Origin of the sequence: Gemmatimonas sp., assembly GCF_046594945.1 — a bacterium.
Taxonomy (GTDB): domain Bacteria; phylum Gemmatimonadota; class Gemmatimonadetes; order Gemmatimonadales; family Gemmatimonadaceae; genus Gemmatimonas.
Window position 1 is genome coordinate 77,746 of sequence record NZ_JBKJRB010000040.1, and the last position, 10,668, is coordinate 88,413.

Annotated in this window: 6 protein-coding genes; 5 read left to right on the forward strand and 1 reads right to left on the reverse strand. The window is 63.7% G+C overall.

Translation table 11 applies throughout. The annotated features are described in order from the left end of the window. The first annotated feature begins 195 nt into the window (after positions 1 to 195). The gene (locus ACLL97_RS04950) at positions 196 to 2,445 is read left to right on the forward strand and encodes an outer membrane beta-barrel protein (protein WP_411279369.1); all 2,250 of its coding nucleotides are present in this window, start codon (positions 196 to 198) and stop codon (positions 2,443 to 2,445) included. Positions 2,446 to 2,522: 77 nt separating this feature from the next. Next, positions 2,523 to 5,324, forward strand: a complete 2,802-nt coding sequence (gene ppc, locus ACLL97_RS04955; protein ID WP_411279370.1) for a phosphoenolpyruvate carboxylase — start codon at positions 2,523 to 2,525, stop codon at positions 5,322 to 5,324. Between the two features lie 34 nt (positions 5,325 to 5,358). On the opposite strand, the gene ACLL97_RS04960 is transcribed toward ppc, so the two are convergent. Next, positions 5,359 to 6,327, reverse strand: a complete 969-nt coding sequence (locus tag ACLL97_RS04960) for an acyl-ACP desaturase (protein WP_411279371.1) — start codon at positions 6,325 to 6,327, stop codon at positions 5,359 to 5,361. A gap of 253 nt (positions 6,328 to 6,580) precedes the next feature. Here ACLL97_RS04960 and ACLL97_RS04965 point away from each other — a divergent pair, with 253 nt between their 5' ends. From ACLL97_RS04965 to ACLL97_RS04975, 3 genes are all read left to right on the forward strand, one after another. Then, positions 6,581 to 8,389 (forward strand): ABC transporter ATP-binding protein, encoded by a 1,809-nt coding sequence (locus tag ACLL97_RS04965; protein WP_411279372.1) that lies wholly within the window; start codon positions 6,581 to 6,583, stop codon positions 8,387 to 8,389. An 88-nt stretch (positions 8,390 to 8,477) separates the two neighbouring features. Further along, entirely contained in the window at positions 8,478 to 9,962 is a 1,485-nt protein-coding gene (locus tag ACLL97_RS04970) for a DEAD/DEAH box helicase (RefSeq protein ID WP_411279373.1), read from the forward strand. An 18-nt stretch (positions 9,963 to 9,980) separates the two neighbouring features. Further along, positions 9,981 to 10,601, forward strand: a complete 621-nt coding sequence (locus ACLL97_RS04975) for a YigZ family protein (RefSeq protein WP_411279374.1) — start codon at positions 9,981 to 9,983, stop codon at positions 10,599 to 10,601. The last annotated feature ends 67 nt before the right edge of the window (positions 10,602 to 10,668 follow it).

Here is a 10,668-nt window from a genome sequence, read left to right on the forward strand (position 1 = left end):
CGCGTGGCGGTAACGCGTGGCGGTAACGCGTGGCGGTAACGCGTGGCGGTAACGCGTGGCGGTAACGCGTGGCGGTGGCTCTGAGCGCCGGGTCGGTCCGATTCAACGCGCAAAATATAGAATGCTATCACAAAATGAGGCGCGGAACGTGCATAGCTCTTTTGAACCAATATCCACTTCAAGAGGGAACACCGCATGAATCCTGTGCTGCAGCCTACATCTCGTGTCACATATCGCGTCGCTCTCGCGACGACCGCCGCAGTCGCGCTCGTGGCCAGTATTGCCGTCGCGCCAGCGACTTCCGCGCAGGGCGTGCGCTTCACGCTGTCACCGTCTGCCGAATACACCTGGTGGGACAAGAGTCTCGGTATCGAGGACGCCCCGTTCTATGGCGGTCGCTTCGGAGCTGATTTCGGATCGCTGCTGTCGGTTAGCGGCTACTACCATCGTGCCACCGCGCTCGGCGTGACGCGTGACAGCCTTCGCTCGGCCGGTGTCCGGCAGCTTGGCCCACGTCGCACGACGACCGACGCCAGCACCTTCGGAGGAAACCTGGCCATTCGCTTGAGCACGGGACGAATCGCACCGTTTCTTTCGGCTGGTGCCGGAGTCATGCGTTTCGAGGCCGACAGCGTGGAACGTCAGGACCAGATCAACTACCGATATGGTGGAGGCATTCAGTACGACGCCACCCCGAACATCCGCGCGATGGTGATGCTCGAGGATTCGCGCTTCCGCTTGGCCCCGGGCACGCTCTTCACCAGCACGACCGGTGGCAACTCGCTGGCTGAGCGTCGTGTGACGCGAAGCAACTGGACGGCCAGCGCGGGCCTTGGCATCGCGATTGGCGGTGCACTTGACGAGGAGACACGCGACAACGAACGCACGGATCGCTGGTCGATCGGTTCGGTGCCGCTCGAAGCATTCGCCGGTCGTCTGGACTTCGACGACAAGTCATTGCCGCGTCAGGCGTTGGTAGGTGTTCGCACTGGTATCGATGTGGGCCAGTTCGTGGGCCTGCGCGCGTTCTATTGGCAGGGGCGCTCCGGCAACTTGCGCGATAAGCAGCCGATGGAGAGCTATGGTGGTGAAGCGCAGTTCAACTTCACGCGCTCGCGGGGACCGTCGCCGTTCATCGTGCTTGGTGCCGGTCGTCTCGACTTCGGGGAAGACTATCGCGACACGCAGGGCCGCGCGCGCGACGCGGAAACGGCGCTCATCGCCGGTGCCGGCGTCGCGTTCCGTCTGACGGACAATTTCCGGCTCAATGTCGCCGTGCGCGACTATGTACGTGGCCCGCAGGATCTCGACAGCATCGCTACCACCGACCAGCTCACCAACAACCTGATGTACACGGTTGGACTAGGCTTTGATCTGGGACGGTCGCGCAAGTCGATGCCGAGCCGTGATGAGCGCGACGCCCGCGCCGAACGTGAGCGCATGGCGCGGGATCGTGATGATCGCATGATGACCCGCGATCCTGATCTGCTTCGCATGCGTCGCGAGATGGCGGCACGCGACACGATGATGGAAGCGCGCGATTCCATGATGGTGATGATGGAACGTCGCGTCGGGCGAGAGAATCCGCGGCGGCGCGGGCAGCCAGTGCAGCCGGCGCGTCCCATCATGATCATGCTACCGGCGCCGACCGTCGGTGAACTGTACATTCGCTACGGCGACAGCACGCAGCGTACCATGCGCGTGACGCCGGCCGACGTGCAGCGCCTGTCGGACAGCACCGCGGCCCGACAGGCGAACGATTCGCTGGTGCGCGAGCTTCGCGCCCAGATTGAGCGCCTCGAGGCGCGGCTGCGCACGCCGGACGCCGCAAGTCGCGACAACGTCAAGGACGAAGAGGTCCGCGCGCTCCGGGCACGTCTCGACGCGCTGGACATGCAGCTGCGGATGACACCGTCGCGCGTGGTCCCGCCAAACGTGGCACCGACCATGGTCATGACACCGCCAAACGTGGTAGTGATGCCCTCGTCTTCCACCGCGACCGGGACGAGCGCCCTGCGGATTCAGCAGGTGTCACCGTATGTGGCGGGCTTTGGTCAGCTGGCTCTCGGTGCACAGCTTGATCTTGGGCCAGTGTTCGGCGTAACCGCGCTGCGATTGGTACCGGATTTCGCCATCGGACTCGGCAATGGCACCTCGGTCTCATTGGCGGTCGGCGCTCAGTATGACTTCGGTGCGCTCCGACTCAACACACCCGGGACCTATCGCCCGTATCTTCGGGCGGGACTCGGCTTCCTGGCCGCGAGCGGTGATCGGGACTCCGAGTTCGGCGTGAACGCCGCCTACGGCGTGACCTACGACCGCGTGGCGACCTCGGCTGGAACCGACGCCGACCGTCGTCGCCCGCAGTACTTCGTGGAACATCAGGGGATCAACTTCTTCAGCACGAACCGCTTCCTCGTGGGAATGCGCTTCAGCACGAAATAGCACGCGAATATGGTGAAGCGTTGGGCATTCGGGCTCGTTGCTGCCGACTCGGGTGTCCAACGGTAGATTCGCAGGACATGTCAGAGACTTCAGTGACCAGCCGCCTTGAGAAGGACCTCCCGCTTCGCGACGACATCCGCTTATTGGGTCGAGTCCTGGGCGACACGCTCCGCGAGCAGGAAGGCGTCGCGATCTTTCAGCTCGTCGAGTCGGTGCGACAGACGGCGGTGCGCTTCGCGCGCGAGGGAAGCCCCGACGATCGCGCCGCGCTGCATCGGCTCCTCGACCAACTGCCCCCCGAGGACATGCACCGGGTGGTCCGCGCGTTTGCCTATTTTCTGCAGCTCGCCAACATCGCCGAGGACACGCACCGTTCGCGTCGTCGTCGAGAACATGAGATCATGGCCTCTCCGCCCCGCGAAGGAAGTTTCGCGTTCTCGCTCGATGCGGTTATTCGCGACACGTCGGACGCTGTAACGAAGATCGAGGCGTTCTTTGCGACGGCACTCATCTCGCCGGTGCTCACGGCGCATCCCACCGAAGTGCAGCGGCAGAGTACGCAACGTGCGCTGCAGCAGATCGCCGGCGTGCTCAATCGTCGCGACCGGCAGACGCTCACTCCCGATGAGCAGCGCGACGCCGACGAGACGCTTAAGCGGGTCGTACTCACGCTCTGGCATACCCGCATGGTGCGGAGTGAGCGCCTGCGCGTGATCGACGAAGTGAAGAACGGGATCAACTATTTCCGTAGCACGTTCTTCACCGAACTTCCTCGGCTGCACGGCGACACCGAAGATCTGCTGCGCGCGCGATTCCCCGAGCACACGTGGTCGCTGCCGCCTTTCCTGCGCGTGGGCAGTTGGATCGGCGGTGATCGCGATGGCAATCCGTTCGTGACCGCCGAGACGTTGCAGGAAACCGTCCGCTTACAGGCGTCAGCCACCATCGAGTTCTATCTCGAGGAAGTGCACGCACTCGGCTACGACCTGCCGCTCTCGGACCGACTCGTGCCGGTGACCGCCGAGCTATCGATCCTCGCCGCGCGTTCCCCAGACACGTCGTCACAACGACTCGATGAGCCGTACCGCCGCGCACTGATCGGCATCTACGCGCGTCTGGCAGCCACCGCCCAAGCGCTGGGATTGCCGGCGCCGATCCGTCAGGCCATCGGCACGGACGCCGCGTACGCCACGCCGATGGAGCTGAGCGGCGATTTGACGGTGATTCGCGATGCGCTACGGCTGCACGGTGCTGAGCGTCTCACGACCGGTCGTTTGCGTCGGCTGTTGCGCGCGGTGGAGCTGTTTGGCTTTCATCTGGCACCACTCGATCTGCGTCAGAACGCCGATGTCCACGAGCGCGTCGTCGCCGAGCTGCTGTCGAGTGCGGGGGTGTGCGCCGACTATGCCGCCCGTAGCGAAAACGAGCGGATCACGATGCTGACCACGGAGCTCACCGGGACGCGGCCGTTGTACTCACCGCATCTGTCCTACTCAAGCGAGGTGGAGGGAGAACTCGCCATTGCCTTCGCCGCGCGTGCGTTGCGTCGGCGCTTCGGCGACGCCTTGCTTCCGCACTACATCATTTCGAAGTGCGATGGCGTGTCGGACCTGCTGGAGGTGGCGCTGGTGCTGAAGGAGGCGGGGCTCGCGAGCGGCGGTGCCTCGCCAGCGACGGCGATGCAGGTCATTCCGCTGTTCGAGACCATCGAAGACTTACGTCGCGCTGGCCGCACAATGGATGCGTTGTTCACGTTGCCGGTGTATCGCGCGTTGGTTGCGTCGCAGGGCGATCGGCAGGAAGTGATGCTGGGCTACTCCGACAGCAACAAGGACGGTGGCTTCTTGACGTCGGGATGGGAGTTGTATCAGGCCGAGCTGGCGCTCATGCGCGTGTTCACGCAGCACGGTGTGAAACTGCGACTCTTTCACGGCCGCGGTGGCTCGGTTGGACGCGGTGGCGGTCCGAGTTACGAGGCGATTCTTGCGCAACCGGCGGGCGCGGTGAGCGGGCAGATCCGTATTACCGAACAGGGGGAAGTGATCGCGTCGAAGTACGCCACGCCCGATGTGGGTCGGCGCAATTTGGAGCTGCTGGTGGCGGCCACCCTCGAGGCCTCGCTCACCGATCATGAGCCGCGCGGCGAGCAGGCCGACCGTGTGGAGCAGGCCTTCCACCCGGTCATGGATCGCTTGTCGGCGATCGCCTTCCGTGCGTATCGCGCCCTGGTATACGAGACGCCGGGCTTTGCGCAGTACTTCCGCGAGTCCACACCCTTGGCGGAGATCGCGACGCTCAACATCGGCAGCCGGCCGGCAGCACGACGCCCCAGCGATCGCATCGAAGATCTTCGCGCGATTCCGTGGGTCTTCTCGTGGGCGCAGTGTCGGCTCATGCTGCCCGGGTGGTACGGATTCGGGTCGGCGATCGCGGACTATCTCGCCGAGACGCCGGAGGGTCTCCCTATGCTGCAACGCATGGCTCGGCATTGGCCGTTCTTTCGCACGCTCCTGTCGAACATCGATATGGTGCTGGCGAAGTCGGATCTCGCCGTAGCGTCGCGCTACGCCGAGCTGGTGCAGGATGCCGAGCTGCGACAGCGCGTGTTCGCGCTGCTGTCGGCGGAGTGGCATCGCACGCGCGACGCGCTGCAGCAGATCACGGGGCAGTCGGAATTGCTGGCGGAGAATCCCTTGCTGAAGCGCTCGATCGCCAATCGCTTTCCGTACATGGACCCACTGAATCATTTACAGATCGAGCTGTTGCGTCGCTATCGCGAGGCGCAGGCGTCGGGCACCGGAACCGACGACGAGCGTCGTCGGCGCGGCATTCACATTACGATTAATGGGATCGCGGCCGGGCTACGCAACAGCGGCTAGCGGGGTTGTCAGCCGCCGTTACGATCGCGGTGCTTCACTCCATCGCGAATTCGCGGGCGAAGGCCACGTTGAACGAGAACGTCTTGGCGCGGCTGCGCGTCTCCATCATGTTGGCCACGCGCTCGAGACGCTCGCTGATCGCCATGATCTTTTCCTGCGCCTTGCGACCAGCTTCGTTCAGCCCTTCGAGCGTGTCGATCGACCAGAACTTGATGAGGTCTTCGACGATCTTGATGTAATCGCGGGGGCCGTAGATGCCGGCGCGACGGATCACGTCGGCCATCTCGCGGAAGTGCGGCATACTGATACCGGGCATGTCGATGCTCGGCATGATCAGCGCGGCCGACTCGAGGGCACGATTCGGATCACGGGCCAGCACGCGCAGGAATACTTCGCGGTAGAACACGTAGTGCCGCGCTTCTTCCTTGGCGACGTTCTGCAGCACGGTGCCGATGAGCGGTTCGTACTGCCCGGCCAACTTGCCCGTGTTGGCATGACTCACCTGCGTGGCGCGCTCCTGCAGCGACGTGTACACGAACACGCGGTACGGATCCTTGTCCCAGGTGGGCTCGAAGCCCGCCTTGAGATACTCGAACTGCATCCGCTCGAGCACCGGGTTGTCGAGGATCTTGCTGTCGTGCGCGTAATCGTGCAGCACGGCTCCGTGCCGGTCTTCCTCGGCCGTCCACAGATTGGTCCACTTCGCCCAGAACGTGTCGCCGCCCAGGTACGTGGCCAGCAGGCGGTGGAAGTGGGGCAGACCTTCCTCGGTGAGCGTATTGAGCGCCAAGGCGACGCGAGCTGGCATGCTGATGCCCTTCGCGCGCTCCCGGAGCTGCTTCACAAACGCATCGGGGTCGGTGTCCGGCTCGGGAGCGAGCAGTTCCGACGGGAACCACAGAATACGCTTGGCTTCATGCGCGACCGTCAGGTCTGCGACGTCCTGCTCGAGGTCCGCAAGGACCTCGACTTTGGCGATGGTTTCGTTGTCGGGGATGTACATAATCTTAAAAGTACCAAGCGGCGGGGCTGCGGAACAGAAGACGGGCCGCAGAAGCGAACGTCGGATGCCGATGGGGGAGCAATTTGGTCAGAAACGTGTGACGGCGACCGGACGTGCCACTCCGGTTCCGGAAGCGGAGGCTGCCGGCATCGCTGGACCACTCGGAGCGATACCTCCGTTCGATCTCACACGTTCCTCCCCAGTCGGCTTCCCCTCAAGATCCGTCGGTGCCAAGAGTGGTTAAGTTCAGCGCATGAATCCACCGCCCAAAGGCAAGCCCAAGTACGACACTAAGCGCGCCTGGGCCGAGGCCCGCGCGCTGATCTGGGAACACCGCACCTCGGTGACGGTCGGTCTCGTGCTGATGCTGATCAGCCGCGCCGCCGGGTTTGTGCTGCCGTACTCGACCAAAATGGTGCTCGACGAGGTTTTGCCCAATCGCGACATCCAGCTGCTCGGCTATATCGCGCTGGCCGGCCTGGCCGCGACGATCGTACAGTCGATCACCGGCTACGCGCTGTCGCAAGTCGTGAGCGTGGCGGCGCAGCAGGCCATCGCGCGGCTGCGTGAAGAGGTGCAGGGGCACCTGATTCGACTTCCGGTCAAGTTCTTCGACAGCACCAAGAGCGGCGTGCTGGTGTCGCGCGTCATGAGCGATCCGGAGGGCATCCGCAATCTCATCGGCACCGGGTTGATTCAGCTGACCGGTGGCATCGTGAGTGCGATCGCCGCACTTGGCGTGCTCTTCTATCTCAACTGGAAGCTCACCGCCGCCACCATCGTGTTTCTCGCGATGTTCGGCGTGGTCATGTCGATCGCCTTCAAGCGATTGCGGCCGATTTTTCGTGAACGCAGCGTGATCACCGCCGACGTAACGGGACGCCTCACCGAAACGCTGGGCGGCATCCGGCTGATCAAGGTGTACACGGCCGAAGAACGCGAGAAAGAAGTGTTCGGCAAGGGTGTGCAGAAGCTCTTTCAGAATATTGCCAAGACGATCACCGGCACGTCGCTCACTGGCACGCTGGGGTTGGCCGTGGTGGGCGTGATCGGCTTGATCGCGATGTACGTAGGCGGCCGCGATGTGATCAATGGACAGATGACCGTCGGTAGCCTGATCACCTTTGTGTTCTTCATCGTGATGGTGACGGCGCCGTTGATTCAGATCGCGAGCATCGGTACGCAGATCACCGAAGCCTTCGCCGGGCTCGATCGTATTCGTGAACTCCGCGACATGCCCACGGAAGACCAGGAAGATGCCGCCAAGACCGCGGTGCCTTCCGTCGTGGGACGGGTGGAGTTCGAGCATGTGTCGTTCGAATACGAAGCGGGCACGCCAGTGCTCAAGGATGTGTCATTCACCGCGCCGGCGGGCACGACCACCGCACTCGTGGGTTCGAGCGGCAGCGGGAAGAGCACGATGATCTCGCTGATCATGGCGTTCGCCCAGCCGCAGCAAGGACAGATCAAGGTAGACGGGACGCCGGTGTCCGAGCTCAAGCTGCGCGACTATCGTCGCCATCTGGGCGTGGTAATGCAGGACAACTTCCTGTTCGACGGCACGGTGATGGAGAACATCGCTTTCACCAAGCCCGGTGCCACGGAGGAAGAAGTGATGGCCGTGGCGAAGATCGCCAACGCGCACGAGTTCATCTCGGGTTTCCCGCAGCAATACGACACCATCGTTGGCGAGCGCGGCGTGAAGCTCTCCGGCGGTCAGCGCCAACGGGTGGCGATTGCCCGGGCGATCCTGGCTGATCCCCGCGTGCTCATTCTCGACGAAGCGACGTCGTCGCTCGACTCGGAGAGCGAGCACCTGATTCAGGAAGGACTGCGCCGTCTGCGCGCCGGCCGGACCACATTCGTGATCGCGCACCGACTAAGCACGATCACGAGCGCCGATCAGATCCTTGTACTCGAGCACGGTCAGATCATCGAACGCGGCACGCATCAACAACTGCTCGCTATCGGCGGACGCTACCGGGACCTGTACAACCGGCAGTATCAGCTGGAACAGGACCAGTTCATCAATCCGGGTGAGGAAATCGCGGCCACTGGGTGAAGCGCGGATTCCGGCTGCACATCACGCGTTCGCCCCCGAGCCAGTTACATTTCGAATATCCTGTTTGTGTTCCCCGTGCCCCGCTTACGTGACCCCTACGCCGTCGTTTTCTTCGCTGCAACTGCATCCGAGCCTCCAGAAGGGTCTCAAGGAGCTCGGTTTTGCCCGTCCCACCCCGATTCAGGCCGAAGCGATTCCGCCGGCTCTGGAGGGACGTGACGTCCTCGCCTGCGCGATGACGGGCAGCGGCAAAACGTATGCGTTCCTGCTCCCCATTCTCCATCACATCATGGAGAAGCCGCGCGGGTTCACGCGGGCGCTGGTGATCACGCCCACGCGTGAGCTGGCGGCGCAAATCGTCGAAAGTCTGAACGACGTCACGGTACACACGCCACTCACGGGTGCGGCGGTGTTCGGTGGTGTGGGAATGGGGCCGCAGGAACATGCGTTCCGCAGCGGCGCCGATGTCATCGTGGCCACGCCGGGTCGTTTGCTCGATCACTTCCGCATGCCGTATGCGAAGCTCGAGCATCTCGAGTATCTGGTGCTCGACGAAGCCGATCGCATGCTCGATATGGGTTTCCTGCCCGAGATCAAAAAGGTGCTGCGTCACCTGCCGCAGAAAAAGCGGCAGACGCTGTTCTTCAGCGCCACGATGCCGGCGCCGATTGCCGCCCTCACGAAGGACCTGCTCACCAATCCGTTCACACTCAACCTGCAGCGTCAGGCGGCTCCGGCCGTGGGCATCACGCAGGCCGTGTACCCGGTGTCGCAGGATCTCAAGAGCGGGTTGCTGGTCGCGCTACTGAAGCGCGGTGACATGCCGCAGGCGCTGGTGTTCACGCGTACAAAACACCGCGCGAACCGTTTGGCCTCGCAGCTCGTAACCGCCGGTATCAAGGCCGAGCGTATTCACGGTAACCGCTCGCAATCGCAGCGCACACAGGCGCTCGCCGGTTTCAAGGACGGGGAATATCAGGTGCTGGTGGCCACCGACATCGCGGCTCGCGGCATCGACGTGGAAGCGCTTGGTCACGTGGTGAACTTCGACGTGCCGCTGGCCGCCGAGGACTACATCCACCGCGTCGGTCGTACGGCGCGTGCGGAAGCGACCGGTGAGGCGTTCACCTTCGTGTCGCCCGAAGAAGAAGGGGATCTCAAGCAGATCGAGCGCGCGATCAAGAAGTCGTTGCCGCGCGTGACGGTGCCGGATTTCGATTACAACGCGAAGCCGCAGACCAAGCTTGAAGTCCCGCTGGCCGAGCGCATTGCCGAAATCCGCAAGAAGAAGGCAGAAGACCGTGCGCGTGCGGCGGCCAAGGTGGAGCGTCGTAGTGCGGCGCAGTCGGGTGGCGCGCGACCGGCGGCTCCGGCGAAGAAGGCGGCGGAATCACGTGGCCCATCCCGTGGTCCGAGTGCGAGTGGCCCGGCCGATGGCGGCCCGAAGTCGGGGGCCGCGGGCCGAGTTCGTCGTGGTCCGCATCGTGGACAGGGCGGGAGCGGTGGTGGCGGCAGATCCGGTGGAAGCGGCGGTAGTTCCCCCCGCGGTGGCGGAGACAGTCCCTACGCGTGAGTGACACGTGAGTGACACGTGAGTGACAGCGGTCGGTATCCTGTTCCGGCGCAACAGCATCGCGTTGAGCAAGTCATCGACCGCAGCCGGTTCATCTGCACGGTAACGCGAATCCAATCGAGTGAAGAGGCGCAGGCGTTCATCAAGGCGATGAACGCCGAGTTCGCCGATGCCACGCACAACTGTTGGGCGTATGTGGTTGGGCCGCCCGGCAGCACCGATCGCGTGGGCATGAGCGATGACGGTGAGCCCCACGGTACTGCCGGTCGCCCTATGCTCACGGTATTGCTGCACAGCGGCGTCGGCGAAATCGCGGCCGTGGCGACGCGCTATTACGGTGGCACCAAACTCGGCACCGGCGGCCTCGTGAAGGCCTACAGCGGTGCCGTGCAGGAGGCTCTGGTGGCCATGCCACGGGCCGAGCGCGTGGACAGCGTAGATGTCACGGTGCGGGTGGGCTACGGCGCCATTGGTGCGCTGCAGCAACTGCTGCCTGAGTACGACGCTGAACTGCTGGAGCAGCGTTTTGAGGTGGAGGCCATCTTCTCGGTGCGTGTGCCACGCGTTCGATTCGCTGCCATGGAGCGGGCGATTCAGAACGCCACGCGTGGATCGGCGATCGTTCAAATGGCAGACTGAATGATTACTCACGCCAGTGGCACGAAGTGATTTCGCCATGAAACGCGTTCCGTCCACGGTGCTCGAC